This is a genomic window from Bradyrhizobium sp. SPXBL-02 (genome assembly GCF_051853065.1).
Classification (GTDB): Bacteria; Pseudomonadota; Alphaproteobacteria; order Rhizobiales; family Xanthobacteraceae; genus Bradyrhizobium.
Window position 1 is genome coordinate 3,131,332 of record NZ_CP182474.1, and the last position, 26,813, is coordinate 3,158,144.

30 protein-coding genes are annotated in these 26,813 nt (G+C 65.4%); 10 read left to right on the forward strand and 20 right to left on the reverse strand.

Translation table 11 applies throughout. The features are described 5' to 3' along the window. Positions 1–132: 132 nt before the first annotated feature. On the reverse strand, positions 133–1,440 hold the full coding sequence (gene purB, locus ACNJYD_RS14270; RefSeq protein ID WP_439366714.1) for an adenylosuccinate lyase: 1,308 nt from the start codon (positions 1,438–1,440) through the stop codon (positions 133–135). 553 nt (positions 1,441–1,993) lie between these two features. Here purB and ACNJYD_RS14275 point away from each other — a divergent pair. Then, entirely contained in the window at positions 1,994–2,581 is a 588-nt protein-coding gene (locus tag ACNJYD_RS14275; RefSeq protein WP_439366715.1) for a TetR family transcriptional regulator, read from the forward strand. 28 nt (positions 2,582–2,609) lie between these two features. Here ACNJYD_RS14275 and ACNJYD_RS14280 read toward each other — a convergent pair whose 3' ends face one another. The 3 genes from ACNJYD_RS14280 to ACNJYD_RS14290 all read right to left on the reverse strand — a co-directional run bounded on the left by ACNJYD_RS14280 (position 2,610) and on the right by ACNJYD_RS14290 (position 5,047). After that, positions 2,610–2,909: a hypothetical protein gene (locus tag ACNJYD_RS14280; protein ID WP_172782981.1), complete on the reverse strand. Its 300-nt coding sequence runs from the start codon at positions 2,907–2,909 to the stop codon at positions 2,610–2,612. 106 nt (positions 2,910–3,015) lie between these two features. Continuing rightward, positions 3,016–3,669: a response regulator gene (locus ACNJYD_RS14285; protein ID WP_212258040.1), complete on the reverse strand. Its 654-nt coding sequence runs from the start codon at positions 3,667–3,669 to the stop codon at positions 3,016–3,018. A gap of 7 nt (positions 3,670–3,676) precedes the next feature. Next, a complete protein-coding gene (locus ACNJYD_RS14290; RefSeq protein WP_439366716.1) occupies positions 3,677–5,047 on the reverse strand; it encodes a sensor histidine kinase in 1,371 nt (456 codons plus the stop codon). A gap of 199 nt (positions 5,048–5,246) precedes the next feature. Here ACNJYD_RS14290 and ACNJYD_RS14295 point away from each other — a divergent pair, with 199 nt between their 5' ends. From ACNJYD_RS14295 to ACNJYD_RS14315, 5 genes are all read left to right on the forward strand, one after another. After that, positions 5,247–6,017, forward strand: coding sequence for a MotA/TolQ/ExbB proton channel family protein (locus ACNJYD_RS14295; protein WP_172782984.1), 771 nt, complete (start codon positions 5,247–5,249; stop codon positions 6,015–6,017). Continuing rightward, positions 6,014–6,700, forward strand: coding sequence for a hypothetical protein (locus tag ACNJYD_RS14300; protein ID WP_439366717.1), 687 nt, complete (start codon positions 6,014–6,016; stop codon positions 6,698–6,700). Before ACNJYD_RS14295 ends, ACNJYD_RS14300 begins: the two co-directional genes overlap by 4 nt. Next, complete coding sequence (locus ACNJYD_RS14305) at positions 6,693–7,298, forward strand: hypothetical protein (protein ID WP_212258044.1); 606 nt, start codon at positions 6,693–6,695, stop codon at positions 7,296–7,298. Before ACNJYD_RS14300 ends, ACNJYD_RS14305 begins: the two co-directional genes overlap by 8 nt. A 117-nt stretch (positions 7,299–7,415) precedes the next feature. After that, positions 7,416–8,156 (forward strand): metallophosphoesterase family protein, encoded by a 741-nt coding sequence (locus ACNJYD_RS14310; RefSeq protein ID WP_439366718.1) that lies wholly within the window; start codon positions 7,416–7,418, stop codon positions 8,154–8,156. A gap of 6 nt (positions 8,157–8,162) precedes the next feature. Then, the gene (locus ACNJYD_RS14315; protein ID WP_439366719.1) at positions 8,163–9,596 is read left to right on the forward strand and encodes a serine/threonine protein kinase; all 1,434 of its coding nucleotides are present in this window, start codon (positions 8,163–8,165) and stop codon (positions 9,594–9,596) included. A gap of 129 nt (positions 9,597–9,725) precedes the next feature. Here the strand turns inward: ACNJYD_RS14315 and ACNJYD_RS14320 are convergent, their stop codons facing one another. The 5 genes from ACNJYD_RS14320 to rpe all read right to left on the reverse strand — a co-directional run bounded on the left by ACNJYD_RS14320 (position 9,726) and on the right by rpe (position 11,703). Beyond that, positions 9,726–9,914: a hypothetical protein gene (locus tag ACNJYD_RS14320; RefSeq protein WP_025037262.1), complete on the reverse strand. Its 189-nt coding sequence runs from the start codon at positions 9,912–9,914 to the stop codon at positions 9,726–9,728. A 22-nt stretch (positions 9,915–9,936) separates the two neighbouring features. Next, positions 9,937–10,116 carry a hypothetical protein gene (locus ACNJYD_RS14325; protein WP_212258046.1) on the reverse strand — a complete coding sequence of 60 codons (180 nt, stop codon included), beginning with the start codon at positions 10,114–10,116 and terminating at the stop codon, positions 9,937–9,939. Between the two features lie 5 nt (positions 10,117–10,121). Continuing rightward, complete coding sequence (locus ACNJYD_RS14330; protein ID WP_172782990.1) at positions 10,122–10,262, reverse strand: hypothetical protein; 141 nt, start codon at positions 10,260–10,262, stop codon at positions 10,122–10,124. 201 nt (positions 10,263–10,463) lie between these two features. Then, positions 10,464–10,952, reverse strand: a complete 489-nt coding sequence (locus ACNJYD_RS14335; RefSeq protein WP_439366720.1) for a hypothetical protein — start codon at positions 10,950–10,952, stop codon at positions 10,464–10,466. 49 nt (positions 10,953–11,001) lie between these two features. Then, positions 11,002–11,703 carry a ribulose-phosphate 3-epimerase gene (rpe, locus tag ACNJYD_RS14340; protein WP_439366721.1) on the reverse strand — a complete coding sequence of 234 codons (702 nt, stop codon included), beginning with the start codon at positions 11,701–11,703 and terminating at the stop codon, positions 11,002–11,004. Between the two features lie 254 nt (positions 11,704–11,957). Between rpe and ACNJYD_RS14345 the strand changes: the two genes are divergently transcribed. Beyond that, positions 11,958–12,728, forward strand: a complete 771-nt coding sequence (locus tag ACNJYD_RS14345) for an EF-hand domain-containing protein (RefSeq protein ID WP_439366722.1) — start codon at positions 11,958–11,960, stop codon at positions 12,726–12,728. Positions 12,729–12,842: 114 nt separating this feature from the next. Here ACNJYD_RS14345 and ACNJYD_RS14350 read toward each other — a convergent pair whose 3' ends face one another. From ACNJYD_RS14350 to ACNJYD_RS14360, 3 genes are read right to left on the reverse strand one after another with little or no spacing between them, the layout of a single operon-like run. Continuing rightward, positions 12,843–13,055 (reverse strand): KTSC domain-containing protein, encoded by a 213-nt coding sequence (locus ACNJYD_RS14350; RefSeq protein ID WP_260379851.1) that lies wholly within the window; start codon positions 13,053–13,055, stop codon positions 12,843–12,845. A 53-nt stretch (positions 13,056–13,108) separates the two neighbouring features. Then, the gene (locus ACNJYD_RS14355) at positions 13,109–14,107 is read right to left on the reverse strand and encodes a P1 family peptidase (RefSeq protein ID WP_439366723.1); all 999 of its coding nucleotides are present in this window, start codon (positions 14,105–14,107) and stop codon (positions 13,109–13,111) included. Between the two features lie 58 nt (positions 14,108–14,165). Beyond that, positions 14,166–16,991, reverse strand: coding sequence for a PAS domain S-box protein (locus ACNJYD_RS14360; protein ID WP_260379849.1), 2,826 nt, complete (start codon positions 16,989–16,991; stop codon positions 14,166–14,168). Between the two features lie 234 nt (positions 16,992–17,225). Between ACNJYD_RS14360 and ACNJYD_RS14365 the strand changes: the two genes are divergently transcribed. Further along, a complete protein-coding gene (locus ACNJYD_RS14365) occupies positions 17,226–17,612 on the forward strand; it encodes a response regulator (protein ID WP_439367476.1) in 387 nt (128 codons plus the stop codon). Between the two features lie 107 nt (positions 17,613–17,719). Here the strand turns inward: ACNJYD_RS14365 and ACNJYD_RS14370 are convergent, their stop codons facing one another. From ACNJYD_RS14370 to ACNJYD_RS14390, 5 genes are all read right to left on the reverse strand, one after another. Then, positions 17,720–18,838: a branched-chain amino acid ABC transporter substrate-binding protein gene (locus ACNJYD_RS14370; RefSeq protein WP_172782997.1), complete on the reverse strand. Its 1,119-nt coding sequence runs from the start codon at positions 18,836–18,838 to the stop codon at positions 17,720–17,722. A gap of 151 nt (positions 18,839–18,989) precedes the next feature. Then, positions 18,990–19,727 (reverse strand): ABC transporter ATP-binding protein, encoded by a 738-nt coding sequence (locus tag ACNJYD_RS14375; RefSeq protein WP_212258054.1) that lies wholly within the window; start codon positions 19,725–19,727, stop codon positions 18,990–18,992. Further along, complete coding sequence (locus ACNJYD_RS14380) at positions 19,724–20,557, reverse strand: ABC transporter ATP-binding protein (protein WP_212258055.1); 834 nt, start codon at positions 20,555–20,557, stop codon at positions 19,724–19,726. Before ACNJYD_RS14380 ends, ACNJYD_RS14375 begins: the two co-directional genes overlap by 4 nt. Continuing rightward, a complete protein-coding gene (gene livM, locus ACNJYD_RS14385) occupies positions 20,554–21,873 on the reverse strand; it encodes a high-affinity branched-chain amino acid ABC transporter permease LivM (RefSeq protein WP_212258056.1) in 1,320 nt (439 codons plus the stop codon). The genes ACNJYD_RS14380 and livM overlap by 4 nt, the downstream gene beginning before the upstream one ends. Positions 21,874–21,878: 5 nt before the next feature. After that, the gene (locus tag ACNJYD_RS14390; protein WP_212258057.1) at positions 21,879–22,796 is read right to left on the reverse strand and encodes an ABC transporter permease subunit; all 918 of its coding nucleotides are present in this window, start codon (positions 22,794–22,796) and stop codon (positions 21,879–21,881) included. A 264-nt stretch (positions 22,797–23,060) separates the two neighbouring features. On the opposite strand from ACNJYD_RS14390, the gene ACNJYD_RS14395 reads away from it, so the two are divergent. Both ACNJYD_RS14395 and ACNJYD_RS14400 read left to right on the forward strand, forming a co-directional pair. Then, on the forward strand, positions 23,061–23,234 hold the full coding sequence (locus ACNJYD_RS14395; protein ID WP_212258058.1) for a hypothetical protein: 174 nt from the start codon (positions 23,061–23,063) through the stop codon (positions 23,232–23,234). Between the two features lie 262 nt (positions 23,235–23,496). Further along, positions 23,497–24,036, forward strand: coding sequence for a hypothetical protein (locus ACNJYD_RS14400; protein WP_212258059.1), 540 nt, complete (start codon positions 23,497–23,499; stop codon positions 24,034–24,036). On the opposite strand, the gene ACNJYD_RS14405 is transcribed toward ACNJYD_RS14400, so the two are convergent. From ACNJYD_RS14405 to ACNJYD_RS14415, 3 genes are all read right to left on the reverse strand, one after another. Further along, a complete protein-coding gene (locus ACNJYD_RS14405) occupies positions 23,998–24,390 on the reverse strand; it encodes a carboxymuconolactone decarboxylase family protein (RefSeq protein WP_212258060.1) in 393 nt (130 codons plus the stop codon). The two genes, ACNJYD_RS14400 and ACNJYD_RS14405, sit on opposite strands and share 39 nt — an antisense overlap. Positions 24,391–24,492: 102 nt before the next feature. Then, entirely contained in the window at positions 24,493–25,275 is a 783-nt protein-coding gene (gene pcaD / locus ACNJYD_RS14410) for a 3-oxoadipate enol-lactonase (RefSeq protein WP_172783004.1), read from the reverse strand. Positions 25,276–25,290: 15 nt separating this feature from the next. Then, positions 25,291–26,646, reverse strand: a complete 1,356-nt coding sequence (locus tag ACNJYD_RS14415; RefSeq protein WP_439366724.1) for a 3-carboxy-cis,cis-muconate cycloisomerase — start codon at positions 26,644–26,646, stop codon at positions 25,291–25,293. Positions 26,647–26,813 lie beyond the last annotated feature (167 nt).

The following is a 26,813-nucleotide window of genomic DNA, read 5'->3' on the forward strand; positions in this document are numbered from 1 at the left end:
CCTGCAGATGCGCATAGCGCATCTGCGCGGCGTAACCCACCATTGTTTGTCTCCGTGGGAGCGAAAGAGGTGGGTTACGCCCAGCGGACTGCGCTTCGCGCAGGCCGCAAGGCTAACCCACCCTATACGATCCTACGCTTCTCCGAACACGCGCTTGAAGATCGTGTCGACGTGCTTGAGGTGATAGCCGAGGTCGAACTGCTCCTCGATCTCGGCGTCGGTGAGATATTTCTTCACCTCACTGTCCTTCTTCAACAGCTGGAGGAAGTCGCCCTCGCCGCGCCAGACCGGCATGGCGTTGCGCTGCACCAGCTTGTAGGCGTCCTCGCGGCTGGCGCCCTTCTGGGTCAGCGCCAGCAGCACGCGCTGCGAATGCACGAGGCCGCCGAGGCGGTCGAGGTTCTTCTGCATGTTGGCGGGATAGACCAGCAGCTTGTCGATCAGGCCGGCGAGACGCACCAGCGCGAAGTCGAGCGTCACGGTCGCGTCGGGGCCCATCATGCGCTCGGCCGAGGAGTGCGAAATGTCGCGCTCGTGCCAGAGCACGACGTTCTCCAGCGCCGGCGTCACATAGGCGCGCACCATGCGGGACAGGCCGGTGAGGTTCTCCGACAGCACCGGGTTGCGCTTGTGCGGCATCGCGGAGGAGCCCTTTTGTCCCTCCGAGAAGAACTCTTCGGCCTCCAGCACCTCGGTGCGCTGCATGTGTCGGATTTCCACCGCGATGCGCTCGATCGAGGAGGCGATCACGCCGAGGGTCGAGAAATACATGGCGTGACGGTCGCGCGGGATCACTTGCGTCGAGATCGGCTCCGGCACCAGGCCCATGGCTTTCGCGACGTGCTCTTCGACGCGCGGGTCGATCTGCGCGAAGGTGCCGACGGCGCCGGAGATGGCGCAGGTCGCGACTTCCTTGCGTGCCGCGATCAGGCGCTCCTTGGCGCGCGTGAACTCGGCATAGGCATAAGCGAGCTTGAGGCCGAAGGTCACGGGCTCGGCATGGATGCCATGGCTGCGGCCGATGGTCGGCGTCATCTTGTGCTCGAAGGCGCGCTTCTTCAGTGCGGCCAGCACCTTGTCGAGGTCGGCAAGCAAGAGGTCGGCGGCGCGGGTGAGCTGGACGTTGAGGCAGGTGTCGAGCACGTCCGAGGAGGTCATGCCCTGGTGGACGAAGCGCGCCTCGGGGCCGACGATCTCGGCGAGGTGGGTGAGGAAGGCGATGACGTCGTGCTTGGTCTCGCGCTCGATCTCGTCGATGCGGGCGACGTCGAAGACGGCGTCCTTGGCCTTGGCCCAGACCGTCCTGGCGGCCTCCTTGGGGATGGTCCCGAGCTCGGCGAGAGCGTCCGCCGCATGCGCCTCGATCTCAAACCAGATCTTGAACCGGGTCTGCGGCTCCCAGATCGAGGCCATTTCCGGGCGGGTGTAGCGGGGGATCATTGGGCGGCTCCAGGAAGGTGGGCGGGCGGTCCCGAAAAGGGCGGCGCCGGCCAAAATGCTTTTTACGCCGTGATTTAACAGAGCGGGCAGGGCGAAACAAACGATCTGGGCCTTCAGGAGAGGGGGATCGCCGACCTTTCCACCGGACCGGCCGGACGGGATGGCGGCGCCTGGGCGCAGATATTAACTGTCAATCACGGATCATTGACTGACAGATATTGAAATCTGTCAGCGAGATGTGTATATCCGTTCCCGGACGCTCCGATTGGGCGTCCCGCGACAGCCCCGGGGAGCCCGACATCCACAGCGGATCGGAGGGCGGATTGAAGAACGGGACCGCGGACGAATGGAGACTTGGACAATGACGACCGAAATCCTCAATTTCACCGGCGCGATTGGGCATTGGCTCAATTTGCTGGTGGCGCGCCAGATCGCGGCGCAGGCTGCAAAACTGCCTCATTAAGGCATAGGCTTTCCGAACGACCGGCACGGGCGCTTCGGAAGCAGCCCTACTGCCGGGTAACTGAGCCCCTAACGGGAACATGGTGCTGGCATGAATGAAGCCGTTGTCTTGACGCCGGAGCGGATCCTCGAAGTCACCGAGGACGTGCTCAGGCGCTACGGACTTGCCAAGGCCACCGTGGTCGACGTTGCCCGTGCGCTCGATGTGAGCCACGGCAGTGTCTACCGCCATTTCCCCAGCAAGGCCTCGCTGCGCGAGGCCGTTGCCAAGCGCTGGCTGGACCGCATCGATGCCCCGCTGCTGGCGATCGCCAAGGAGCAGGGGCCCGCGCCTGACAGGCTCGACCGCTGGCTGCGCACCCTGTTCGCGGCCAAGCGTTCGCGCGTGCTCGACGATCCCGAGATGTTCGAAACTTATCTAACCCTGGCCCGCGAGGCCTGCGCGGCCGTCAAATGCCACAAGGATACCATGATCGACCAGATCGCGGGGATCCTGAGCGACGGCGTGAAGAACGGCGAATTCGCCGTGGACGACGTCAAGGCGACCGCGCGCGCGATCTTCGATGCGACCGTCCGCTTCCACCATCCGGCTCATGCCGAGGAATGGAAGGACGCCGATCTCTCCGCGCGCGTCGATGCGACACTGGCGCTGCTGCTGCGTGGGTTGAAGGCGGCCTAAGGCCGCCTTTCACACCTTGGTCTTTCAATCAACCTCGCGTCTTCTGGAGAGCGGCGCCGTCGCGGAGCGAGGGTGCCGAATGTCTTCGCGTGTGGAAGGCAGGATCGGACGACGGCACGACCGGAGGACTATCCGGATAGGCATTGACTGCGATTTCGACGGCGTCCTTTGACCGCCTTCGAAGCCGGTAGAATGTCAGTTCCTGATCGAACATCGGGCAGCGAAAGTGGACGATGGCCGTGTCCGGCAGGCGGCAAAGTTCGTCGATGAGCTCGCCTACGGTGATGATCGGGGGATGGTCGATTGCCTTGGGGTGACCCTTACTCATGACCCTTTACTCCTTCTCTGCCGTACTAACCGGGGCTGGATCGGAACCGTTCCAATTTCGTTCAGCAGATTGAAGCACCCTCGAGGGCTGTGCGGCAGCTTTGCTGCTAAATCCTCGTCAGCCCGCAGGTCGCGGCGAGCCGCACCAGCTGCGCATCGGTGCGCGCGCCGGTCTTCGACTTGATCAGGTAGTGATAGTTCTGCACGGTCTTGACGCTGAGATTGAGATGCGCCGCGATCTCCTCGGTGGTGGCGCCGCCGGCGAACTGGCGCAGGATCTCGATCTCGCGCTCACCCAGTTGGTCCAGCACCGAGCCGGTCGGCGACAGGCTGTCCTCTGCCAGCACATGTGCGATGTCATCGCTCATGGCGCGCTCGCCGCGGGCGACGCTGCGGATGGCGTTGACGACTGCGGACGGCTCGCTGCTCTTGGTGACGAAGCCGGATGCGCCGGCGCCGAAGGCTGATTTCACCAGCACGGCCTCGTTGTGCATGGTGAAGACGAGAATGCGTGCACGCGGGCTGCGCGCGCGGATGTTGCGAATGGCCTCCAACCCGCTCGCGCCGGGCATAGAGATATCCAATACGACGACATCGGGGTCATGCGCCTTGAACGCGCTGTAGGCGTCCGCGGCGTTGTCGGCTTCGGCCACGACATGCAGATCGCCCTGGCTTTCCAGCACGCGCCGGTAGCCTTGCCGCACGATCGGATGGTCGTCGACCAGCAGCACGGAGATGCCTGTTGCCGCCACCTCGCTCATTTCCGCCTCACGCAGCGAGCGGAATGGTTGCGGCCACGCTGAGGCCGCCGCGGGCGGGCAGGATCGACAGCGATCCGCCGGCCGCCGTGACGCGCTCGCGGATACCGGTCAGGCCGAAGCCGGCCGATTGCGCGACGCGCTCCGCATCGCCGCCGCCGTCGTCCTCGACGCGGATCAGCAGCGCATCCTCCTCGCCCGCGCGCCGCTCGACGCGGAGCGAGATCTCGCGCGCTGCACTGTGGCGCAGCGCGTTGGTCAGGCATTCCTGTGCCACGCGATAGGCCGTTGTGGCGGCCGGACCGCTGATGTCGGTGAGGTCACCCCTGAGATCGAGCTGGATCGCCGGTCGCGCCGCGCTGTGCGAGCGCCAGCTGTCGACGAGATTGACGAGGCTCGCCTCGAGCCCGAGCTCCTCCGGCAACGGATTGCGCAGCCGCTTCAGCGCATCGCGCAGCGAGGCCATCAGATGGTGCGTCGCCTGCGAGATCATGCGCGCGTCTTGCGCGATCCCATCGTCTCCGTTCTGCTTCGCGCTCGCCGTCTCGATCGTGTTGGCGAAGGCGAGGATGGCGGACAGGTTCTGCCCGAACTCGTCGTGCAGCTCGCGGGCGAGCGCGCGGCGCTCGTCGTCGCGGATCTCGATCAGGCGCCGCGTCAGCGCGGCGCGCTGCTCGGTCGCTTCCTCCAGCCGGCCGCCGAGCTCGCCGACGGCGCTGCCGATCATCGCCAGCTCCATGGAGCGGAAGCGCGGCAGCCTGGTGTGATACTGACCGCGCGCCATGCGCTGAAGCGCGGTGACGATCGCGCGCGCCGGCGCAAGTGCGTGCGCGATGGCGAGCGAGGCGAGCAGGGCGATCGCCGCGGCCATCAGCAGCGCGACGTCGATGACGTTGAGGATGTAGTCCCAGGCGATCGAGATCGCGGCCGCTGCATCGGGCGTCGCAACGACGGTGCCGGCGGCCGCGGCGCGCGGACTGACGGGCCGCACCACCTCGGCGTGGCTGCCGAGGAAGGTCGGCACGATGGCCGCGAACCAGCGTGGCGGCGTCTTGCCCAACCCCTCGCTCTGGCCACAGAGCGGCTTCTCGAAAGCCGCGGCGGGCTGGAACTCGACGCAGACGCCGGGTGAGATCAGCTTCATCGTCTCCAGGGTACGCCAATCCGGAACCGGCAGTAGATGCTCGCGCGCCCTGCTGCTGCGCAACAACAGTTCGCGCCAATACAGCGCCTGAAGCGCCTGCGCGACCCGCTGCGCCGAAGCCGCCGTCGCCCGATCGACGCTGCGATAGGCCTCGAACGTAGCCCATATTGTCGCGGCTGCCAGGCACAGCGCTACGATCAGAAGCAGGCGGGCGACAAGCTGAAGCACGAGGCGCATGCGATCACCCCCGACGTTTGGTAAGGTCAGCCTAACAACGCCGCCGTGCCTTGCCAATCTCAGCGAACGCCGGGATTGCAGCTCGGGCAAATTTCCCAAGCCGGATTGGGCATGGGTCTTTGGACCTGAAACGGCGGCTTTGATCTAATCGGCGAGGACACGTTGCAGGCCGGTGCTTGCAAGCCAGGAGCGGTGCAGCATGAGTTCGATGACGATTGGACCAATTGCGAGCCAGGCTGCCGATCCATCCGAGCGCAGCGCGTTGCTGTTCTGGATGATCTTCACCGGGCTCTCGATCTTTGCCGTCGTGCTGTTGTGGCGCTTCGGCCTGATCCATCTGATGCTGACCTCGGACCGCACTTACATTTCCAGCGTCATCGCGGCGCTTTACATTGTCACCTGCGGCCATTGCTTCCTGCGGACGCGGGCGATCGCGCGGGAAGGGGCGGCGGCGCGGCGCTGCCGCGCAGTGCTGTCGGCGGCCGGCGGCAGCAAGGCGCTCGATGCGAGCGCTGTGGCGCTGCCGCGCGGACTGGTGCGCGACCACATCGAAAGCCTGGTGACCAAGGCCGCCGCGCAGGGCTATCGCCCGGTCGATCAGACGCTGCTGCTGCGGACGCTCGCCGACCGCCTGCGCGGCTCCAACGGGTTCGGGGCCTTCGTCTCGGATACGCTGATGAAGCTCGGCCTGCTCGGCACCATCATCGGCTTCATCATCATGCTGGCGCCGATCGCGGGGCTCGATGCCGCAGACAAGGTCGCGATGCGCTCCTCGATGGGCTTGATGAGCGACGGCATGGCAGTCGCGATGTACACGACACTCGCCGGCCTCGTCGGCTCGATCCTGGTCCGCATCCAGTACTACATGCTGGATGCCGCGACCCAGCGGGTGTTCTCGGATGCGGTGGTGCTGACCGAGACCTATGTGACGCCGGTGCTCGAGCGAAAAGGCGCTGGAACGCCGTCATGATGGATGATTTCGGTCTCTATCCGCGCGAGGAGCCGTTCGATCCCCTCGGCGTGATGCTGTTCAAGGCGCTGCAGGTGATCGCGTTCCTGTTCTTCCTGGCGTTGCTCGCGGTCTCTCCGGATGCCAAGGACGGCAAGATCGACTCCAAGGCGGAGTTCATGATCACGCTGGACTGGCCGGACAACCACCCCGACGATCTCGACCTGTTCGTGCAGGATCCCGCCGGCAACATCGCCTGGTATCGCCATCGCGAAGCCGGCTTCCTGACGCTCGACCGCGACGATCGCGGCGGGGCCAACGATTTCATCATCGTCAACGGCAAGAAGATCGCCTCGCCCATCCGCGAGGAGATCGTCACCGTGCGCGGCATCCTCGCTGGAGAATACACCGTCAACGTCTCGCATTTCGTTGCCACTACCGGCGCGCCTGTGACAGCCAATGTGAAGGTGCAGAAGCTCAATCCGACCGCGCAGGTGATCTTCGACAACAAGTTCACGCTCGACCATACCGGCGACGAGAAGACCGCGGTCCGTTTCCGGATCGATGCGGAAGGCAAGGTCGTCAATGTCGATCAGCGACCGAAATCGCTGCTGGAGACGTTTCGCAGCAGCTGGCGCAACGGCGCCGACGTCGACCCCAAGACCGGTGTGAGCAGGAACGCTGTGAGGGTGCGCCGTGAGTAATCCGCAGACGGTCATCCTGACGCTGTCGGTCGCGTATGCCGTCATCGGCGCGCTGCTGCTGGTCGTTCTGGTCTATGCGCGGCTGCACTGGTCGCTGAAGGCGGTCGCCGTGGTCGTGACCAGCACCTTCTACATCGTCAGCTTCACCGAAATGCGCGGCCTGCTCGGCTGGGCCAGCTCCGACCGGCTACCGGCGACCTTCAAGCTGCTGAAGGCCCGCATCGTCGAGCCGCATTCGCTTCAGGGCGATCCCGGCTCGATCTATCTCTGGGTCGAGGCGCTGGACGAGGACAATCGCCCGAGCGGCATCCCGCGCGCCTTTCGTGTGCCCTACAATGACCGGCTGGCCGACAAGACCCACGCCGCGGAGAACGAGATCGCGGCCGGTCATCCGCAAGGCGGGCGCGCCGCGGATTTCGGCGGCGGCGACGGCAGCCTGATCGACATGGTCCGGGAGTATGTGACGCCCAAGACCATCCTGGAGACCAGCGGCGGCGATTCCTCGACCGGCGAGTTCAATGCCCCGCCGGCCGGTGCCCAAGGCGCCGTGTTCACCCCGATTCCGCCGCCTCGGATGCCGCCGAAGGACGAGCAATAGGCCCTTCACCATCACGGCAGGGCAGTGCTGGCAAACGGCCCGGTGCTGGCGCATCTTGTTGACGTCCCTCAATTTGGCCTCATCGGCCTCGAATAGGAATTTGAGGGTGGAGGGTGCGTGCTTCTCGCTGTCTTCTCGGATATCCATGGCAACCGGCAGGCGTTCGAGGCCTGCCTGAGGGTTGCCCGCGCCAGGGGCGCGGAGCAGTTCGTCCTGCTCGGCGATTTCGTCGGCTATGGCGCCGATCCGGAATGGGCGGTGGACACCGCGATGGAGCTGGTCGCGCAGGGCGCCGTCGCGGTGCGCGGCAATCACGACCAGGCGATCAATTCCACGGCCGAGACCATGAACACCGAGGCGCAGATCGCGATCGAATGGACCCGCGGCCGCCTCGACACCGCGCAGCGGCGGTTCCTGGCCGAATTGCCGATGCAGGTGGAGGACGATGGCCGCCTGTTCGTGCACGCGGAAGCCTCGCATCCGCAGCGCTGGCACTATGTCCGCTCGACCGTGGACGCCGCCAAGAGCCTGATTGCGACGCAGGCCCATGTCACCTTTTGCGGCCACATCCACAGGCCGGCGCTCTATTCGATGTCGGTGACGGCGAAGATGACGAGCTTCGTGCCGAAGACCGACGTCCCCGTGCAGCTCCTGCGCGGACGGCAATGGCTCGCGGTGCTCGGCTCGGTCGGCCAGCCCCGCGATGGTGATCCGTCGGCGGCCTTCGCGCTGTTCGACACCGTGTCGAGCCAGATCACCTATTGCCGTGCGCCCTACGATATCGAGACGGCCGCGAGCCGGATCCGCGAGAACGGCCTGCCGCATTGGCTCGCCGACCGCCTGTCGCAGGGGCGCTAGAGGCCGATGCCGAAACCCCTGGTCAGATCAGGTGCGGAGATCGACGGTTACACCATCGGCGAATGCGTGCATGCCGGCGGCATGGCGACGCTGTGGACCGTCACCCATCCCGGCATCGACGTGCCCATGCTGATGAAGATCCCGCGGGTGTCGGAGGGCGAGGACCCCGCCGCGATCGTCTCCTTCGAGATGGAGATGATGATCCTGCCGCGGCTTGCGGGGCCGCACGTGCCGGCCTGCTTCGGCACCGGCGATTTTGCCCGCCAAGCCTATGTCGTGATCGAGCGCATTTCAGGTGCCACGCTGTACAAGCGGCTCCCCGACCTGCCGCTGCCTTATGACGAGGCGCGGCAGCTCGTCGCCAGGATCGCGACAGCGCTTGCCGATCTGCATCGGCAGAACGTGATCCATCACGACATCAAGCCGAGCAGCATCATGTTTCGCGAGAGCGGCGAGGCGGTGCTGATCGACTACGGCCTGTCGCATCACAACCACCTGCCGGACCTCCTCCAGGAGGAATTCCGCCTGCCTTACGGCACCGCGCCCTATATGGCACCCGAGCGGCTGCTCGGGGTGCGCGACGATCCGCGCAGCGATCTGTTTTCGCTCGGCGTGCTGCTCTATTTCTTCACCACCGGCGAGCGGCCGTTCGGCGAGGGCGAGACGCTACGGGCGATGCGGCGCCGGCTGTGGCGCGATCCGCATCCGCCGCGGAAGCTTCGCGCGGATTATCCGCCCTGGCTTCAGGAGGTGGTGTTGCGGTGTCTGGAGATCGAGCCGGTGTGGCGCTATCCGACGGCGTCCCAGCTCGCCTTCGATCTCGCCCATCCCGACAAGGTCAAGCTCACCGCGCGCTCGGAGCGGGTGAAACGCGATTCGCTCGGCGTCGCCTGGCGGCGGCGCTTTAACCAGGGCGCCATGGCGCCGCGCGCGAAATCGGACGTCGCAGCCCAGATCGCATCGAGCCCAATCCTCGCCGTTGCGCTCGACACCGCGGAGGGCGCTCCGGAGCTGAATGAGGCGCTGCGCGTGACCACCGAGCGCATCCTCGCCACCTTGCCTTCGGCACGGCTTGCCTGCGTCAACGTGCTCAAGCTGAACCGCATCGCGATCGATCGGACATTGGACGAGCAGGGCTCCAACAAGCATATCGACCGCCTGGTCGCGCTCAGGCATTGGGCAACGCCGCTCAAGCTGGACGAGAGCCGGCTGTCGGCTCACGTGCTGGAGGCGGTCGACCCCGCCGCCGCGATCCTGGAGTTTGCCGAGGCCAACCAGGTCGACCACGTCATCATCGGCGCCCGGCAGAGCTCGTTCCGGCGCACGCTGCTCGGCAGCGTGTCGGCCAAGGTGGCCTCGGAGGCGAGCTGCACCGTCACCGTGGTGCGGCCGCCGCGGATGGCTGGGGACGCCGAAGGAGCGGAGGCCGGCGAAGGTTAGAGCATGATCCGGAAAAGTGTGCAGCGGTTTTCCGAAGAGATCATGCTCAAACCATAACCTAAAGCGCGATGGCGATTCATCCTAATCGCATCGCGCTTTAGGCCGGCCGGGGTCATTTGCGGGGCTGGATCAGGCCGCGTGGACGGCCATGGCGCGCTTGCGGCGGATCGGCCAGGAGAATTGCGGCCCCGGCTCGCCGTGATCCGCGCTGCCGCCAAAATACTGGATGATCTCGCGGCAAGGCTCGCAATTGAACAGGTTACGCGACGCGGACGCCTTGGTCATTTCCTTCAGGCAGTTCGGGCAATGCGGTTTCATGGGGCGGTCCGGAAAAGAAGTCTCAGTGGCGGCGCGGCGAGCCAAGCGAACGCTCGAGGTCCGAATTGTCGGGCCCGGCATTATCGTCCAGCGTGCCATCGGTGCGCTCGAGGCGGCCGAAGAAATCATCGAGGCTCGGATGCGGGCGCCGTGGAATCCGGCACCTGCGCTTCGGCCGACGCTTCACGAGTGCGATCTGCATGGACGTCAGCCCCTGTCGCGGGCGCGGCCGATGTTGCGGGCCGAACGGGCCGGGGCCTCGACCGGGCCGGCCGATGGACCAAACACGACAAACGCACTGAAACCAATCCACAACGCCACGCCAGTCCAAACCAGGGTCGTCGTCATGATGTGCTCCCGCGAAAACAGGCAGGAATCACTTGCAGTGATTTGCGCGAATCAGTGAAGTCCGGATGAGTACGGACCACGGTTACAATTTTAAGCTTTGCGCGTTGCAGAACCCGTAGAAGCCGCAGTTCTTTCCGGGTGCGACCGACGTACTTTGCCGGTGCGCGCATGATCGAGGATATCCCGGATGCGCCGTGCGTCTCAAACACAGCGAAACCCATAGCGCCCGGTGTAGTCGGTATCGGGCGAACGGGTCGAGCACCCTGACGCAAAGTTGAGGTGGCCGACGCCGCCGCCGATGTCGAGGATTTCGAACACTGCATCCATGGCGTCGAACGAAGTAGCAGTCACGCTGCGTCTGCTCCAGGCCGTGCGCACGATCAGCGCGCGGCGGTCGGTGATCACATAAAGCGTCTGCAGGTCTTGCAGCAGCATCACGAACGGAGCTGCAACCATCCCAACTCCAAGCATCGCGAGAGGTTGGGTCGCTTGGTCGATCCAATCGTTCCTGACGGCGATGACTGTCAGCAACAGCCAGGGGAATCCGATCCACCAGAGAAACCGCCACATCATCATGCGGGCAACGCCGTCGGGCTGACCCTGCCAGACCACCTGCTCCCCCTCCTGAAGGGTCTCGGCGAGCAGGCGCCGCAGGCCTGCGCAAAACAGAGTGGCGCGGATTTCATCCATTCCCATTGGTCGCAGCGGCCGCAAGGCCGGTTCGGACCGCGAAGCGCCGTCAGATCGCCTCGCCGCGCGCCGTTGCCGCCGCGTTGCGGATCGCGGCGATATTGGTCTTGTAGGCGTCCAGCGTGCCGCCCTTGAACACCGAGGTGCCGGCGACGAAGGCGTTGGCGCCGGCCGCGGCGAGCGCGCCCGCAACATCGGCGCCGACGCCGCCGTCGACCTCGATGTCGATCGCACGGCCCGCGACCATCGCCCGGATGTCGCGGATCTTGTTGATCGCGGAGGGAATGAAGGCCTGGCCGCCGAAGCCCGGATTGACCGACATCACCAGCACGAGGTCGACGAGGTCGAGGACGTATTCGAGCGCGCTGATCGGCGTCGCCGGATTGAGCGAGACGCCGGCCTTCTTGCCGAGCGCGCGGATCGCCTGGAGCGAGCGGTGCAGGTGGGGACCCGCCTCCGCGTGCACGGTGATGTGGTCGCAGCCGGCTTTGGCGAAGGCCTCGAGATAGGGATCGCAGGGCGAGATCATCAGATGCGCGTCGAAGATCTTCTTGGTGTGCGGGCGCATCGCCTTGATGACATCAGGGCCATAGGAGATGTTCGGAACGAAGTGCCCGTCCATCACGTCGAGATGGATCCAGTCGGCACCGGCGGCGTCTACACTGCGCACCTCCTCACCGAGCTTGGAGAAGTCCGAGGCCAGGATCGAGGGCGCGATGGCCAGTGGGCGGGGGGCGAAAGCTTGTGTCATGGCGCGTTTTCCCGTGGCGGACGGACGACGAATGGCCTCGCCTAACATGGGCCCTTGTGGCGGGCAATGCAGGAGGGACGCGCTTCCTGTGGGCGGAAATTTCTGCCGCTGGCGGCATGAATTGCCGATGTTCCCGCGCCCTGCACGACCTGATGGGTGCGGATTTCATTGAGCTTTTCGCGATGGCACGGTGCTTGCTGACTTCAGCCGGAGAACATTGATCGCGGCATGTCGCATCCCGTTGGAGTTGTGCAATGTTGTTAGCCCTAGGTGCGGTATCGAGCGCGCTCGACGCGATCCAGTCGCTGACGAACTCGAAATCGTCCTCGGCGGCGCACAAGACGGGCGCCTCGCAGAGCGCGCCGGTCAATCCGTTCGCAATCGACAGTGGCAGCAGCAGCACGGCCGGCGCGACCTCGTCGGTCAATGCAGGCAAATATCCGCAGATCTCGTCGGAGACGATGAACGCGCTGTTCGCGGCGCAGAGCCAGTCGGCCGACGGCGCGGCCTCGTCGAACTCGACCTCCTCGACGTCGAAGAGCCGGGAGGCTGCGCTGAAGGATCTGTTCTCGCAGATCGACGCGGACGGCGACGGCAAGATCACCCAGTCCGAGTTCGAGGACGCGCTCGGCGCGGGCGGCACCAACCTGGCCCAGGCCGACGACGTGTTCTCGAAGATGGATGCGAATGCGGATGGCAGCATCAATCTCGGCGAGATGACGAAGGCGCTGAGGGGCGGTCACGGCCGTGATCACGCGCAGGGCGCGGGCGATGGCTCGGATTCCTCGTCGCAATCCAGCCGCGGCTCGACGTCGACCACGACGACCAATGCCGACGGCTCGACCACCACCACCGTCACCTATGCCGACGGCTTCAAGATGTCGACGACGGTGCCGGGCGCCGCCAGCGCGTCGAATGCGAAAGGTGGCGGCAACTCGCCTTATGACTGGTTCGGGCAGATGATGCAGCGCCAGGCGCAGGCCACTGCGGGAGCAGCGGCTTCATCGATGTCGATCAGCGTGTGAGTGCATCCTGAAGCTAGAGCATGATCCGGAAAAGTGCGTAGCGGTTCTCCGAAAAGATCATGCTCAAACAATAACCTAAAGCGCGATGACGATTCATCCTCATCGCATCGCGCTTTAGCTCGCATATTCGTGCGTGATGTCACGATAGGCATAGCGGTCGCGGATCTCGCGATTGAAGAACGTTCCTTTTGCGCGCGCATCCCCGAACGCGGCAGCGACCTCGGGCGGAACATCCTCATAGACATAGAGGCGTCCGCTGACGAACGTCACCTTCAGCTCGCGTGTATCGGGCGCATAGCGAAAGAAGCGGATCACGGAAGAGGGCATGGCCGCACACCTTGTCCGCGGGGTAACGCTTTGGGGGCCGTTTCGTTTCTGGCCTAGCCGAACCGGTCCTTCCAGGCCGCCTGCGCGCTCGGAAAGGGCAAGGGCGTCGCGCTGTAGACGCCGCGGGCGATCGCGCGGGCGACCACGTTGGCGGCGATCGTGCCGAGCTCGGTGAGGCCAACCAGCGGCTCGATCGGCTTTTCGCACGTGGCGGCGGCAAACAGCACGTCGCCGTCGGTCGGCGCGTGCACCGGATAGATCGCGCGGGCGAAGCCGGTATGCGCGATCATCGCCAGCCGCTTGGCCTGGGGCTTGGTCAGCACCGCGTTGGTCACGACGGCGCCGATGGTGGTGTTTTCGCGCGCGCTCGCGGCAGGTCCGCCCTTGATGCGCATGCGGAGCATGTCCTCGGTGAACTTGTCCGGCAGGCCGCGTCCGCCGAATTCGCCGTCCACCTCGAACGGTGCCGCCCAGAACCACGGGCCATTGCCGACGGTGACGCTGCCCACCGCGTTGACGGCGACGATCGCCGCGACCTTGATTCCGCTCGGCGTCACGGCCGATGCCGAGCCGAGCCCGCCCTTGAACGTCGCGGTGGTGGCGCCGAAGCCGGCGCCGACGCTGCCGAGGGCGAAATCCGCGCTGGCGGCGGCGGTCGCCGCGGCATAGCCGAGGTCGCGATAGGGCGAGAAGCGTCCCCAGGCCTTGTCGCCGCCATTGAGCAGGTCGAACAGGATCGCCCCAGGGACGATCGGGATCAGCGCTTCGCGAACCCGGTGACCGCGGCCCTGCTCGGCGAGCCAGGCCTGCACGCCGCCGCCGGTGTCGAGGCCGAAGGCCGAGCCGCCCGACAGCGCGATCGCGTCGACGCGCTCGACCGTGTTGGCAAGATCGAGCAGTGCATCCTCGCGCGTGCCGGGGCCGCCGCCGCGAACGTCGATCGCGGCGATCGCGGGAGAATCGAAGATGATCGCGGTCGCGCCGGAGCCGACTTTCGGGTCCTCGGCATGGCCGACCCGGACGCCGGCGATATCGGTGAGAAGGTTCTTCACGGCGGCCTCGTCGTCGAGAGCAATTCACGATCTGCGATAGCGCGGCAATGCCGCAGGCTCAACAGGCGAGCGCGGTCCTGAGCATCTTGGCGAGCTCGGACTTGCGGTAGGGCTTGGCCAGCAGCAGCACGCCGGAATCGAGCCGGCCGTGATGGACGATGGCGTTTTCGGTGTAGCCCGAGGTGAACAGCGTCTTCAAATCTGGGCGGCGCTTGTGCGCTTCGTCGGCCAGCTGGCGGCCGTTCATGTTGCCGGGCATGATGATGTCGGTGAACAGCAGGTCGATGGTCTCGTCGCTGTCGATGATATTGAGCGCCTCGGCGCCGTTGGCGGCCTCGAGCGCGGTATAGCCGAGACTCTTGACCTGCGTCACGACATACTGCCGCACCAGCGCATCGTCCTCGACGATCAGGATCTTCTCGTTGCCGCCGGTGATGGGCGCATTCTGGAGCGCCTCGAACTCGGTCTCCTGCACCCCGGTCGAGCGTGGCAGGTAGATCTTCACGCTCGTGCCGTGGCCTTCCTCGCTGTAGATCTTGATGTGGCCGCCCGATTGCTTGACGAAGCCGAACACCATGCTGAGGCCGAGGCCGGTGCCCTTGCCGACCTCCTTGGTGGTGAAGAAGGGATCGAACACCCGGTCGATCAGCTCGGCAGGAATGCCGCTGCCGGTGTCGCTGACGGCGATCATCACGTAATTGCCGGCGACGACGTCGGGGTTCATGCTGGCATAGCCGTCGTCGAGGAAGATGTTGCGGGTCTCCAGCACCAGGGTGCCGCCCTCGGGCATGGCGTCGCGCGCGTTCAGCGCGAGATTGAGGATCGCGGTGGACAACTGGCCCGGGTCGACCAGCGTCGGCCAGGCATCCTCGGTGAGCTGCGGCATGATGCTGATCTGCTCGCCGAGCGTCGGATGCAGCAGCTTGGCGGCTTCAAGCACCAGTGCGTTGACGTCGATCTCGCGCGGCTGGAGCGGCTGCTTGCGGGCGAAGGCGAGCAGATGCTTGGTCAGCTGCGCGCCGCGCTCGGCGGCGTCGTCGATCAGCTTGGTGATGGCGGCAAGCTCGGGCCGGTCGGCGACCGCGTCGCTGAGAATGCCGATCGTGCCCGTGATGACGGTCAGCACGTTGTTGAAGTCGTGGGCGACGCCGCCGGTCAACTGGCCGATCGAGTCCATTTTCTGGACCTGCCGGAGCTGGGCTTCGGCTGCCTGCTTGTCGGTGAGGTCGCGGCCGATGAAGAAGTGGCGCTTCACCGGCTCGGACCACGTGCCCATCCAGTTCAGCGAGACCTCGTGACCGTCGTAATGGTAATAGCGCGCCTCGAAGCTCCGCTTGACCGCGCCGCGACGGGCTGCGCGCATCTCGCTCCGCGTCTTCTCGAGATCGTCGGGATGGATGAACTCGATCGCGCTGTGCCCGACCATGTCCTCGGGGCTGTAGCCGAGAATGTTCTGCACGCTCGGGCTGACCTGGACGAAATTGCCGTAGCCGTCGGTGACCAGGATCAGGTCCTGCGATGTCTCGAAGATGCGCTGCCGTTCCTCGGTCTCGCGGCGCAGCTTCTCTCTGGCCTGCTTCTCTTCGGTGATGTCATGGGCGATCTTGGAAGCGCCGATGATCTCTCCATCGTCGGTCCGCAGCGGTGAGATGTTCAGGACGACGTCCAGCGGGCGGCCGTCTTTACGGGTTCGGACGGTCTCGTGCTGGGCGATCGACTCGTTGCTGGCGATCCGGTTGAGGATGCTCCTGACTTCGCCCTTGCGATCCGGCGGCACGATGATGTCGATCGGCTTGCCGACGGCCTCTGTGGCGGAGTAGCCGAACAGATGTTCGGCGGCCTTGTTCCAGCCGGTGATGATGCCGTCGAGCGACTTGGTGATGATCGCGTCATTGGACGATTCGACCACTGCGCCGTACAGCGCGAGGCGCTTGCCGAAATAGTCGCGTTCCGAGGCCGATTGCTGGCGCAGCCTTCCGACGAGGCCCACCGTACGCGCCTGCAGGCGGACATTCTCGATCAGAAGCACCGCGAGCACGAAGGTCGCCGCGGCGAGGCCGTAGAGCCGGCCGGCATAGAAGCCGAGATCGAAGCGCGCGACGTTGACGATCGCCGACAGTGCGATGTCGAACAGCCAGGCGCACATGACCACCATGAGCCAGATATCGATCACCGTATGCGGCCTGCGGAACCAGAGCGAGACCAGCGCGGCAAAGCTCAGCGACCACACGAAGGACACGACTCCGATCATGGTCGCCGTGTAGCGGCCCTCGCTCAGCAGGACCGGCAACCGATCGTGCTGTGCGGTGACGATCCAGGCGAAGACGGCCATCGCGGCGATGACGCAGAGCACGCTGCCATAAATCGCGTTGCTTGCCGCGCCGCGGATCCGGGGGCCACCGTCCTTTTCCTTCAGCCAGGCATACGCCATCACACAGAGCGGAAAGCCGGCGTGCCAGACCATGTAGAGCCAGACCGTGGTCTGCCGGCCCGCGCCCAGGAGTCCGGTCGGTGCGAACAGGCCGGGGAAGGTGAGGGCATGAACCAGCGCCGCCGCGGCGGTGAAGAGATAGCCGCTCGCGAGCCACAGCAGCGCGCGGGTCCGCAGAATCGCAAATTGCGATAGCAGCAACACGGCCGTGACGATGTCGCTCACGGCCAGCGCGGATTGATAGCTGGCGACGAAGGCGGGGACCGGCAGGAGCGGGGTACCGGCGAAGGGCACGGCCGCGGCGAACAGCAGGGAGGACACACCGACAATCGTCAATGCTGCAGTGCGGTCGGTCGAGGTGGCCGGCAGGGTCGACAGAAAGGTGGTTCGGTCGATCGTCGCAGGCACGTCCAGTTCGCGCGCCTCGGTGTTGAGTAGGTCGGGTTTGAGCATCTCCGCTAGTCTCATTCGCCGGCAATCCGTTCATCCTAGCGGGTTTTGGGCGCGGGTCGTGACGGAACCGGTTTGCGACTCAACCGAGGGTTACAGCTTACCTAATTTCGGTGGATGCACGGAACAGGGATCAGTAAGGTGCGCTTTACGGGGCGGGGTCATAATGCCCATCCGCTGCGGCGGGTTCCAGGTTTGAAACAGGCGATTTTGGTTTCGAGATCGGGAGTTGCTCCGATGCCACGCGTGCTCATCATCGACGACCAGAAGGACGTCCGTGCGATGATCGCGATCGTGCTTCGGGTCAATCGTTTCGAGGTCGTGGAGGCCGAAGGCGGCGCGGCGGGGCTGAAGGCCTTTGCGGAAAGCCCCTTTGACGCGGCGATCGTCGACATCTTCCTCGGCGATACCAATGGCGTCGATGTCATCACGGCCCTGCGCGAGCGCGCGCCGGCGCTGCCCGTGATTGCGGTATCCGGGATGACGGCGCTCGATTTCATGGACCAATCGCCCCACCTCGCTAACGTCGCCTGCCTGCAAAAGCCGTTTCGGCCGGACGATCTGCTGCAAGCGCTCCGCAAGGCCCAGGCCGCGGCGGGCGGCGAGATCTCGGCCGCGTTCTGACCGGGCAAAAGAACGCCCCGGCAAGCCGGGGCGCGGTCGCGATGGCAGAGCCTTCGGGGATCGCTGATCGGGATCCCCGACGAGCTTCCTTGATCAGGAACCCTTGATCAAGAACCCTTGGCGCCGAGCTCGGCGTAATTGCCCTTGGCGTCCCACTTGTAGACGACATAGTCGATCTGCTTGAGGTCGCCCTTGGCGTCAATTTCGATCGGGCCGAGCACCGTGTCCCACTTGCCGGCCTTGATGGTCTCCATGACCTTCTTGGCGTCGGTGGTGCCGGCCTTCTTGACCGCCTGCGTCCAGACCTGCAGCGCAGCGTAGGTATAGAGCGTATAGCCTTCCGGATCGATGCCCTTGGCCTTGAACGCCTCGACGATCTTCTTCGCGGTCGGCTTGTTGCGCGGATCGGGACCGAAGGTGAACAGCGTGCCTTCGCCGGCGGGACCGGTGATGGAGGCGTACTCCTTGTCGGCGAGCGCGTCGCCCGACATCAGCACCGTCTTCAGGCCCTGATCGCGCATCTGGCGCAGGATGAGGCCGGCTTCCTGATGGTAACCGCCGACATAGACGAGCTCGACATTCTCCTTCTTCAGGCGCGAGACGATCGCGTTGAAGTCCTTGTCGCCCTTGTTGTAGCTCTCGTAGAGCTTCTCGGTGATGCCGGCCTTGTTGAGCGCCTTCTTCGTCTCGTCCGCAAGTCCCTTGCCGTAGGTGGTCTTGTCGTTGAGGATGGCGATGTTCTTGCCCTTGTAGTTCTTGGCGATGTATTGCGCGGCGATCAGGCCCTGCTGGTCGTCGCGGCCGCAGACCCGCGCCACGTTCCACAGCTTGCGCTCGGTGAAGAGCGGGTTGGTCGAAGCCGGAGTGATTTGCAGGACGTTGCCGTCCGCATAGGCTTCAGAGGCCGGGATCGAAGACGACGAGCAGAAATGGCCGGCGACGAACGGGATCTTGGCGCCGGCGATCTTTTCCGCCACCGAGCGGGCCTGTTTCGGATCGCAGGCGTCGTCCTCGGCGTTGAGCGCGAGCTTCTTGCCGTTGACGCCACCGGCGGCGTTGATGTCGGCGATGGCCATCTCGGCGCCGTTCTTCATCTGGCGGCCGAAGGCGGACTCGCCGCCGGTCATCGGGCCTGCGACTGCGACGGTGACATCCTGCGCGAATGCCGCGCTCGACAGCGCGAGCGATGCGCCGAATGCTAGACCGATGAGCTTCAGTGATTTCATGAGATACCTCGCGGGTGGTCGCCTGTGGAAGTTGCCGGGCATGCCCGGTTCAAACCGGCGCCATTCTTGAATGAATTCGAGGAGAAGTCACCGGCAAAATACGGGCATAGGTCAAGATATCTAGCCGCATTCTCGCGCAGGGCGGGGCCGGTCAGTGCCGGCCGCCTTCCAGATAAGCGGCGCGGATCTCGGGGCGCTGCAGCAATTCGGCGCCGCTGCCGGCCAGCGTGATCAGGCCATTGACCATGACATAGCCGCGGTGGGCGAGCTTGAGGGCATGGTTGGCGTTCTGCTCGACGATCAGCACGGTCAGGCCGTCCTGCCGGTTCAGTGTGCGGATGGCGTCGAAAATCTGCCGCGCGATGAGCGGGGCGAGCCCCAGCGAGGGTTCATCGAGCATGAGCAGGCGAGGGCGGCTCATCAAGGCGCGGCCGATCGCCAGCATCTGCTGCTCGCCGCCGGACAGGGTTCCGCCGCGCTGGGCGAAACGCTCCTTCAGGCGGGGAAACAGGGCGAACACGCGCTCGAGCGTGCTCTCCCGTTCCGCCGGCGTGCTCTCGGTGACGTCGGCCCCCATCTGGAGGTTTTCGGCGACGCTCATGCGCGGGAAGATGCGGCGGCCTTCAGGCGACTGCGCGATGCGCAAATGGGCGATCTCGTGGGTCGGGACGGCCGTGATGTCCTTGCCCTCGTACAGGATCTGCCCGGCGCGGGCGCGCGGCTTGCCGAAGATCGTCATCATCAGCGTCGACTTGCCGGCGCCGTTGGCGCCGATCAGCGCGACGATCTCGCCGGAATTGATGTCGACGTCGACGCCCTTCAAGGCCTCGATCTTGCCGTAGGCCGCGCGCAGGCCCCGGATCGCGAGCAGGGGGGATGCCGCCGTCACGATCCGCTCTCCATGACGGCCATGGCCTCTTCCTCGTCGGCGCCGAGATAGGCGGCGATCACCTTGGGATCGTCGCGCACCTCGCGCGGCGTGCCTTGTGCGATCTTCACGCCGTGATCCATCACCACGATGTGGTCGGAGATCTCCATCACGACCGACATGTCATGCTCGATCAGGAGGATCGACGTTCCAAGGTCGTTGCGGATCGAAAGCAGGAGTTCGTTCAACGCGGCGCTCTCTCGCGCGTTGAGGCCTGCAGCCGGCTCGTCAAGGCACAGGAGTGCAGGCTCGGTGCACATCGCGCGCGCGATCTCGAGGCGGCGCTGATCGCCATAGGCGAGATTGCCGGCCGCATCGTCGGCGCGGTCGAGCAGGCTGACCCGCTTCAGCCAGTCGGTGGCGAGATCGATCGCGCGCTTTTCGGCGTCGCGATAGGCCGGCGCGCCGACAAGGCCGAGCAAGGTGAAGCCCGAGGCGCGCATCAGCATGTTGTGTTGCGCCACCATCAGGTTTTCGAGCACGGTCATCCCGGGAAACAGGCGGATATTCTGGAAGGTGCGCGCGACCTTGGCCTGCTTGGCGATACGGAAGTCGTTGAGCCGCTCGAGCGCGATTTCCCTGCCGTCATCGTGGGTGAGGCGGATGGCGCCGCCGGTCGGCTTGTAGAAGCCGGTGATGCAGTTGAACACGGTGGTCTTGCCCGCACCGTTCGGTCCGATCAGCGCCGTAATCTTGCGCCGCTCCGCCGCGAACGACAGGTCCTGCACGGCAACGATGCCGCCGAAGCGCATCGTGAGCTGATCGACGTGGAGGATACGCTCGCCGCTCATCCGTGGCCCTCCTTGACGAGGTCGGAGGAGATGGCCTGCGCCTTCTTCAGATAGACGGTCGGCGCGCGATGGCCGACGAGGCCCCGTGGCCGCCAGATCATGATCAGCACCATGGCCCAGCCGAACACCAGCATGCGATAGGTCTCGAGGCCGCGGAACAGCTCGAACCCGCCGATCATGGTCAGCGCCGCGAGCGCGACGCCGAGCTGCGAGCCCATGCCGCCGAGCACGACGATGGCGAGCACCAGCGCCGATTCCTGGAAGGTGAAGGATTCCGGGCTGATGAAGCCCTGGCGGGTGGCGAAGAAGGCGCCGGCGAAGCCGCCGAACATCGCGCCGGTCGCGAACGCCGTCAGCTTGGTGGTGGTGGTGTTGATGCCGAGCGCGCGGCAGGCGACCTCGTCCTCGCGCAAGGCCTCCCAGGCGCGCCCGATCGGCAGCCGGCGCAGGCGGATCGTCACCCAGTTGGTGAGCAGCGCCAGCGCCAGGATCAGATAGAACAGGAAGACGATACGGTGGGTCGGCGAATACTCGATGCGGAGCATGGCGGCCAGCCCATCGTCGGTGTTGCTCAGCGGAATGCCGAACAGGGTCGGACGCGGAATACCGGATACGCCGTTCGGTCCGCCGGTCAGACTCTGCCAATTGATCAGGACGAGGCGGATGATCTCGCCGAAGGCGAGCGTCACGATGGCGAGATAGTCGCCGCGCAGGCGCAGCACGGGAAAGCCGAGCAGCACGCCCCAGAATGCGGCGAGGATGCCGGCGAGCGGCAGGCAGATCCAGAACGACCAGCCGAAATTGGTGGCGAGCAGCGCGTAGGAATAGGCGCCGACCGCATAGAAGGCGACGTAGCCGAGATCGAGCAGGCCGGCGAGCCCGACCACGACGTTGAGGCCCCAGCCCAGCATCACATAGGTCAGCACGAGAATGGCGAGGTCGAGGATGTAGCGCTGGTTATAGAAGATGACGGGCACCAGCAGCGTGAAGATCAGCAGCGCGGGTGCAAGGTAGCGGCCGACCAGCGACATGCCCTTCTGCACCGCTGGTGGCACCAGCTTCTCGGTGCCGGCCGGGCCGATCCATTGCCTGAGCAGCTCGATCACGATCGAGCCGCCGAACACGGCGGCGACGAGGGAGGCGAGCTCGCCGAATCGCGTCCAGTAAGTGAGCTGGCCGTCGGAGCCCGCCTCGGTGCGGATGCCGACCATCAGCGAGAACAGCACCAGCGCGATCACTGCGTTGATGAAGGCGGTCTTGAGGAGGGCGGGGATGCCCGTTGCAGGTTTGGTCGTGTGGGTCGAGGGAGCTGTCACGCGCGTCAGACTTTTTCGACTTCGGGACGGCCGAGCAGGCCGGTCGGCATGAAGATCAGCACGACGATCAGGATCGAGAACGCCGCAACGTCCTTGTACTCGACCGAGAAATAGGCCGACCAGAACGTCTCGATCAGGCCGATCGCAAGCCCGCCGAGCATGGCGCCGGGCAGCGAGCCGATGCCGCCGAGCACGGCGGCAGTGAAGGCCTTGATGCCGGCGACGAAGCCCATGAAGAAGTCGACCAGGCCGTAATACAGCAGGTACATCAGGCCCGCGACGGCGGCGAGCGCGGCGCCGATCACGAAGGTCATGGAGATGGTGCGGTCGACGTCGACGCCGAGCAGCGCCGCCATGGTCTGATCCTGCTCGCAGGCGCGCATGTCGCGCCCGAGCCGGGTGCGCGACACCAGCCAGGTGAAGATCGCCAGCAGCACGATGGTGGTGAGGACCACCATGATCTGGATGTTGGAGAGCTGGATCACGAAGCCGTCGGCGCTCTCGTGCAGCGTATAGCCGCCGGTGATGAAAGGCGGGATCGGCTTGACGCGGGCGCCTTGCGCCACTTGCGAATAATTCGTCAGCACGAACGACATGCCGATGGCCGACAGCATCGGGGCGAGGCGGAAGGAATGGCGCAGCGGCCGGTAGGCGATGCGCTCGATGGTCCAGCCATAGAGCGCGGTGATTGCCATCGACACCAGCAGCACCACGAGCAGGATCACGGGAACGGCTGTGAGGCCGAGCGAGATCAGGATCAGGAAGGTGATGAGGGCGATGAAGCCGCCGATCATGAAGACGTCGCCATGGGCGAAGTTGATCATGCCGACGATGCCGTAGACCATCGTGTAGCCGATCGCGATCAGGCCGTAGATGGAGCCGAGCACGAGGCCGTTGATGAGCTGCTGGGCGAAATAATCCATAAGCTGCCGTACCCAAACTTGACGCGGCTCAAAGGGAGCTCTTGCAGAGAGTTCTTGGGCCCCGGCAGCCCTTGAGCGTTCACATGGTTTTGTAACAGGAGGGAACTGGCGGCTGCAACTGGCCCGGTCTCCGCCTTAAGGCTTGTACAGAGATCATTTTGCCCGCTGGGTTCCCGCACCTGCGAGGAACCGGGTTCCGCAGGCAACCAAAGTGGATGCGGGTCGTTGTCTTCCCTCTGACGTCCAACAAGGGAGTTTCCCCGAATGACGAAGCAGCAGAACCAGAATCCGGGTCAGCAGAACCAGAACCCCGGCCAGCAGCGCCCAGGTCAGCCAGGGCAGCAGCAGGGCGGCGGTCAGAAACCCGGACAGCAGCAGCAGAACGATCCGATGCGCCAGGGTGATCGCCCGGGCCAGCAGGGTCAGCAGGACAAGTAGTTTGGGAGCCCAGGAGTAAGAGGGTGAGGCCCTGCCGAGAGGCGGGGCCTTTTTCTTATTGAAGAGTCATTCCGGGGCGACTCGAAGCGCCGAACCCGAAATCTCGAGATTCCGGGTCTGGGGCTGCGCACCCGAATGACGCCACGGGAGCAGGCAGTTAAGGTAAACAAAGGGTTTAAATTGCCGCCACACTCTGATGCGAGTTAGCTCCGGCATGGCCGCCGCCTTCCATCGAAGGCGCGGCAAACCAGGCGGGAAGCGGATGTTCAGGAACTGGCGGATCGGCTCGGTCAACGGCGCGCTGCTGGCGGCCTATTTCATTCCCGTATGGAGCCTCGTCGCCTTCAACATCATTGTTGCGCCCGTGCACGGCCTTTACGAGCGGCCGAGCGTCGCGGTGGCGCTGTACCTGAGCGACCACCTGCAGATGGCGGGCATGGACACGGTGCGTGCCGCCTGGCTGCTGGCGCTCGGACGGCTGACCGTGGTGGCGTTCTTCGCGATCTATCTCGTGCTGCTCTGCATTCCCCGAACCCGCAAGGGCGGCGGCAGTGACGAGGCGCTCGGGATTGCGCTGGCGATCGGCAGCCTGATCTCCTTTGCCAGCATGGTGATGGCCTCGAAGGTCGGCGAGTTGGCCGCGCTTCGGCTGCACGCCACCGAGCTGCTGCTCTTGCTCGGTGCGGCCATCGTGGTCGTGATCGAGAAGCCGGCGGCTGCGCCGAAGACGGCCGAGGCCGCCGCGCCGCCGAATCTTCAGCCTTTAGATCTTGAGCAGGCCGAGCTCCTGCACAATCGCTGAGGCTTCCTTGACCGCGTGGTTCGCCGCCGGCACGCCGCAATAGATCGCCTGCTGCAGCAGGATCTCCTTGATGTCGTCGGGCGTGAAGCCGCCCTCGGCGAGCGCCGCACGCACGTGCAGGCGGAATTCGTCCCATTGCCCGAGCGCGACCATGGTGCCGATCACGAGCACGCGCCGCGTGCGCTCGTCGAAATGCGGCCGCGTCCAGATCTCGCCCCAGGCGTAGCGGGTGATCAAGTCCTGGAAGTCGGTGTTGAACGCATTGCGGTTCGCGATCGACTTGTCGACCCAGGCATTACCCAGCACCTTGCGGCGCACGTTCATGCCGGCATCGCGGCGCTTCTGGTCGTCCATTGTTTCCTCCTTCGTCATTGCGAGCGCAGCGCACAAATCCAGGATCTTTCCGCGGCGGCAGTCTGGATTGCTTCGCTGCGCTCGCAATGACGAGTTGTGAGATCAGCGCTGCGTCAGGAACCCCACCACCGCATCCGTGAACGCATGCGGCTGCTCGACGTTCGAAATGTGCGCGGCGTCGATGATGGTCATGCTGGCGCCGGGAATGTTGGAGCGGATCAATTCGGCCGCCGAGATCGGCGTCGCCACGTCGTGGCGGCCGGCGATCACCAGCGTCGGGCTCTTGATCTTCGGCAGCAGCGCGCGCTGGTCGAGCGTCGACAGCGCCTCGCAGCAGGCGAGATAGCCTTCAACGGGTGACGCCAGCAGCATCGATTTCATCTTTGCGGTGATCGCAGGCTCGCGCTCGCGGAAATCCTGGGTGAGCCAGCCCGCGATCACGGCGTCGGCGACCGCGGCGATGCCGCCTTTTTTCACCGCTTCGATTCGTTCCAGCCATCGGGTCGGCTCGGCATAATAGCAGGAGGTGTTGGCGAGGATGAGCTTGCCGAACCTTTCGGGCGCGTTAGCGCCGAGCCATTGCCCGACCATGCCGCCCATCGACAGGCCGCACCAATGCACCTTCTCGATGTTGAGATCGTCGAGGATCGCGAGCACGTCGCGGCCGAAGCGCTCCATCGTGTAGGGGCCGGGCGGAACGTTCGACTTGCCATGGCCGCGGCGGTCGTAGCGGATGACGCGGAACACCTGCGTCAGCGCCTTCATCTGCGGCTCCCACATCTGCAGCGTGCAGCCGAGCGAGTTCGACAGCATCAAGGTCGGCCCGCCGTCGCGGCCTTCGACGGAGACGTTGAGGAGGCATCCGTCGGCATCGATCATGGGCATGCGGCGTCTCCACTCCTAATCTTGATCGAGGTTGTCGAGCAGGCGGTCGATCAGCGCCTGTGACGCCCCTTGATAGGCCATCGGCTCGAACAGTGCCGCAATTTTTTCCGGCGTAAGGTGCGCGGTGACTTGCGAATCGGCCGACAGCACCTCGCGCAGATGCCTCTTCTCGGCGACGGCGCGCTTGCTCGCGGCCTCGACGAGATGATGTGCGTCGCTCTTGCCGATGGCTTCGGCGAGCGCGAAGGTGACGGCCTCCGCCATGATCAGCCCGTGCGTCGCATCGAGATTGCTGCGCATGCGGGCCGCATCAACCTCGAGACCCTCGGCGATGTCGACGACGGCAGCCAGCGCGCCGGAGGTGACCAGCATCAATTGCGGCAGCGTCGGCCATTCCGCGTGCCAGGGGCCGGCACTGCGTTCGTGGTCTTGCACCTGCGCGGCGAAAATCGTCGCGGCAAGGTGCGGGGCCATGGTCGCAGCGCCCAGAGCGCTTGCGGCGGCGACCGGGTTGCGCTTGTGCGGCATGGTCGAGGAGCCGCCGCGGCCTTCGCCGGCCGGCTCGAACGCTTCGGCGACGTCGGTCTGCATCAGCAGCGAGACGTCGCGCGCGATCTTGCCGCAGCTGCCGGCGAGAATGGCGAAGCAGGATGCAGCCTCGGCGATGCGGTCGCGATGGGTATGCCAGGGCGCCTCCGGCAGCGGCAGGTTCAGCTCCTGCGCCAGCCGTTCGGCCACCGCGAGCCCCTTGTCGCCGAGCGCAGCGAGCGTGCCGGCGGCGCCGCCGAATTGCAGGGCGAGGCCCTCGCGGGAGAGCCGCCGCAGGCGGCAGCGGGCGCGGGCAAGGCTCGAGGCGTATTCGGCTGCCTTCAGCCCGAACGGCATCGGCAGCGCGTGCTGGAGCCAGGTCCGCGCCACCATCGCGGTATTGCGATGGGTGCGCGCCAGCGCGGCAAAGCCCTTGATGGCGCGGCTGAGGTCGGCGTCCAATGCGGCGATGCCGGCGCGCAGCGTCAGCATGGTCGCGGTGTCGATGACGTCCTGGCTGGTCGCGCCCCAATGCACGTAGCGCGCGGCGTCCGCGTCATTCTTGCCGACATTCGCGGTCAGCATCTTGACCAGGGGAATGGCGAGATTGCCCGATCGCGTCGCGGCCTCCGCCAGTGCGGCGAGGTCGAAGCCATCGGCCTTGCATGCCGCCTCGATCGGTCCGACGGCGGATGCCGGAATCACCGCTCTGGCGGCCTCGGCGCGTGCCAGGGCTGCCTCGAAATCGAGCATGTTCTGCAGGGTCGACCGATCGTCGCAGATCGCGCGCACGGCGGCGCTCGACAGCATCGGTGCGAGCAGGGGGGAGATGGATGTGCTCATGTTGCGCGCGACCTAATCATCATGGCCCGGCCCTGCCAATCCCCCACCGCCCGCACACGTCATTTTGCAGTTGCGAATATGCATTGCACGTGACCGGGCGCCGGCCTTTTCTTTGCCGCGTCGCTGCGTTACTTGATCAGCACTATAGTTGCGCGATCCGGGAGGCA

What these genes read in the sequence shown, in the direction of transcription:
- ACNJYD_RS14390 (WP_212258057.1), bottom strand. Translation starts at nt 22,796, where the DNA reads ATGGATTATTTCGCCCAGCAGCTCATCAACGGCCTCGTGCTCGGCTCC.
- ACNJYD_RS14315 (WP_439366719.1), top strand. Translation starts at nt 8,163, where the DNA reads ATGCCGAAACCCCTGGTCAGATCAGGTGCGGAGATCGACGGTTACACC.
- purB (WP_439366714.1), bottom strand. Translation starts at nt 1,440, where the DNA reads ATGATCCCCCGCTACACCCGCCCGGAAATGGCCTCGATCTGGGAGCCG.
- ACNJYD_RS14320 (WP_025037262.1), bottom strand. Translation starts at nt 9,914, where the DNA reads ATGAAACCGCATTGCCCGAACTGCCTGAAGGAAATGACCAAGGCGTCC.
- ACNJYD_RS14280 (WP_172782981.1), bottom strand. Translation starts at nt 2,909, where the DNA reads ATGAGTAAGGGTCACCCCAAGGCAATCGACCATCCCCCGATCATCACC.
- ACNJYD_RS14415 (WP_439366724.1), bottom strand. Translation starts at nt 26,646, where the DNA reads ATGAGCACATCCATCTCCCCCCTGCTCGCACCGATGCTGTCGAGCGCC.
- ACNJYD_RS14365 (WP_439367476.1), top strand. Translation starts at nt 17,226, where the DNA reads ATGCCACGCGTGCTCATCATCGACGACCAGAAGGACGTCCGTGCGATG.
- ACNJYD_RS14370 (WP_172782997.1), bottom strand. Translation starts at nt 18,838, where the DNA reads ATGAAATCACTGAAGCTCATCGGTCTAGCATTCGGCGCATCGCTCGCG.
- ACNJYD_RS14380 (WP_212258055.1), bottom strand. Translation starts at nt 20,557, where the DNA reads ATGAGCGGCGAGCGTATCCTCCACGTCGATCAGCTCACGATGCGCTTC.
- ACNJYD_RS14275 (WP_439366715.1), top strand. Translation starts at nt 1,994, where the DNA reads ATGAATGAAGCCGTTGTCTTGACGCCGGAGCGGATCCTCGAAGTCACC.
- ACNJYD_RS14285 (WP_212258040.1), bottom strand. Translation starts at nt 3,669, where the DNA reads ATGAGCGAGGTGGCGGCAACAGGCATCTCCGTGCTGCTGGTCGACGAC.
- ACNJYD_RS14395 (WP_212258058.1), top strand. Translation starts at nt 23,061, where the DNA reads ATGACGAAGCAGCAGAACCAGAATCCGGGTCAGCAGAACCAGAACCCC.
- ACNJYD_RS14295 (WP_172782984.1), top strand. Translation starts at nt 5,247, where the DNA reads ATGAGTTCGATGACGATTGGACCAATTGCGAGCCAGGCTGCCGATCCA.
- ACNJYD_RS14400 (WP_212258059.1), top strand. Translation starts at nt 23,497, where the DNA reads ATGTTCAGGAACTGGCGGATCGGCTCGGTCAACGGCGCGCTGCTGGCG.
- pcaD (WP_172783004.1), bottom strand. Translation starts at nt 25,275, where the DNA reads ATGCCCATGATCGATGCCGACGGATGCCTCCTCAACGTCTCCGTCGAA.
- ACNJYD_RS14350 (WP_260379851.1), bottom strand. Translation starts at nt 13,055, where the DNA reads ATGCCCTCTTCCGTGATCCGCTTCTTTCGCTATGCGCCCGATACACGC.
- rpe (WP_439366721.1), bottom strand. Translation starts at nt 11,703, where the DNA reads ATGACACAAGCTTTCGCCCCCCGCCCACTGGCCATCGCGCCCTCGATC.
- ACNJYD_RS14345 (WP_439366722.1), top strand. Translation starts at nt 11,958, where the DNA reads ATGTTGTTAGCCCTAGGTGCGGTATCGAGCGCGCTCGACGCGATCCAG.
- ACNJYD_RS14330 (WP_172782990.1), bottom strand. Translation starts at nt 10,262, where the DNA reads ATGACGACGACCCTGGTTTGGACTGGCGTGGCGTTGTGGATTGGTTTC.
- ACNJYD_RS14325 (WP_212258046.1), bottom strand. Translation starts at nt 10,116, where the DNA reads ATGCAGATCGCACTCGTGAAGCGTCGGCCGAAGCGCAGGTGCCGGATT.
- ACNJYD_RS14290 (WP_439366716.1), bottom strand. Translation starts at nt 5,047, where the DNA reads ATGCGCCTCGTGCTTCAGCTTGTCGCCCGCCTGCTTCTGATCGTAGCG.
- ACNJYD_RS14405 (WP_212258060.1), bottom strand. Translation starts at nt 24,390, where the DNA reads ATGGACGACCAGAAGCGCCGCGATGCCGGCATGAACGTGCGCCGCAAG.
- ACNJYD_RS14335 (WP_439366720.1), bottom strand. Translation starts at nt 10,952, where the DNA reads ATGGATGAAATCCGCGCCACTCTGTTTTGCGCAGGCCTGCGGCGCCTG.
- ACNJYD_RS14300 (WP_439366717.1), top strand. Translation starts at nt 6,014, where the DNA reads ATGATGGATGATTTCGGTCTCTATCCGCGCGAGGAGCCGTTCGATCCC.
- ACNJYD_RS14360 (WP_260379849.1), bottom strand. Translation starts at nt 16,991, where the DNA reads ATGCTCAAACCCGACCTACTCAACACCGAGGCGCGCGAACTGGACGTG.